This is a genomic window from Microbispora sp. NPDC049125 (assembly GCF_040802045.1).
Lineage (GTDB): Bacteria > Actinomycetota > Actinomycetes > Streptosporangiales > Streptosporangiaceae > Microbispora.
On sequence record NZ_JBEZDW010000122.1, the window covers coordinates 1 to 1,353 of the forward strand.

The 1,353-nt window shown below is 69.1% G+C and carries 2 protein-coding genes; both read right to left on the bottom strand.

The genetic code is table 11. The annotated features are described in order from the left end of the window. Nucleotides 1–749, bottom strand: a 749-nt coding sequence (locus AB0B72_RS40270) for a cellulose binding domain-containing protein (RefSeq protein WP_367745071.1), incomplete at its 3' end; no start/stop codon positions are given. A gap of 97 nt (nt 750–846) precedes the next feature. Then, nucleotides 847–1,353: cellulose binding domain-containing protein (locus AB0B72_RS40275; RefSeq protein WP_367745073.1), on the bottom strand; the 507-nt coding region annotated here is incomplete at its 5' end.

Consider the following 1,353-nt stretch of genomic DNA (forward strand, 5'->3'; position numbering starts at 1 on the left):
AAGGAGTCCTGCGCGGCGGCGTTGGCCACTCCTCCCGCGGCCAGGACGCCGATGTCACGGGTGGTGTTGTCGGAGGAACGGCGCACCTGGTACAGCGGGCCGTTGTAGTTGGCGTACAGCGCACGGGTGGTGCTGTGCGCGGCCACACACGGCGTGCCGCCCGAGGCGTAGATGTCACAGGGCTGCCTCGTCGACGGCGACGGCGACGGTGACGGTGAAGGCGACGGGGACGGGGAAGGCGAGGGCGACGGGGACGGTGAAGGCGACGGCGACGGTGAAGGCGAGGGCGACGCGGACGGCGACGGTGAGGGGGATGTGACGCCGTCGTCGCAGGTGACGCCATTCAGGGCGAAGCTCGACGGCACCGGGTTGGAGCCGTTCCAACTCGCATTGAACCCGAAGTTGACGCTGCCCCCGCTGGGGATGCTCCCGTTGTATGAGGCGTTGGTCACGGAGACCTGGGAGCCGGACTGGGTGTGAGTGCCGTTCCACAGCTGGGTGATGCTCTGCCCGGTGGTGAACGACCAGGTCAACGTCCAGCCGTTGATCGGGTCACCGAGGTTGTCGACGATCACGTTGGCGCCGAAGCCGCCGGGCCACTGGTTGGTCACCGTGTAGGTGACCTTGCATCCCACCGTGGCCGCCGATGCCATGTGTGCCGTGGTCATGCCGGCGCCGGCCATCGACAGCGCGGCGACGACGGCGGCCGAGAGCCTCAACCGCCGGCGTAAGAAGCTGATTTGCCGCACTCGCGTGTACCTTTCCTTGAGATGTGATGTCCTCTCCGCGGAGCGGGGCTTCCCGCTCCGCGGAGAGGCGGGCCGATGCCGCGCGACCCGTGTCCGGCTACGGGCTCGTGCAGGTGACGCCGGTGGGGGCCGTCGCCCCGCTGCCGTTGGCGGTGAATCCGAACGTCGTCGATCCGTTGCCTGCGATGGTGCCGTTGTAGGCGGCGTTCTTGACGGTGATCGCGCCGCTTGTCCCGGTGTTCACGCCGTTCCACAGGCTCGTGATGGTCTGTCCGCCGGCCAGCGTCATCGTGACAGTCCAGCCGTTGAGTGCGGACGACCCGCTGTTGCTGACGGTCACCTCGCTCTGGAAACCGCCGCCCCAGTCGTTGACCAGCCTGTACGTCGCCGTGCAGTTCCCCGGTTGATCGCTCGGCGTCGGCGTCGGCGTCGGCGTCGGCGTGGGTGTCGGAGTCGGAGTCGGAGTGGGGGTCGGGGTCGGCGTGGGGGTGGGTGTGGGGGTGGGTGTGGGGGACGGTGATGTGCCGCCGCTGACTCGGTACACGACGGTGCCGTGCGCCGGCACGCTGGCCGAGATGGTGCCGGTGCTGCCGCTGACGGCGTT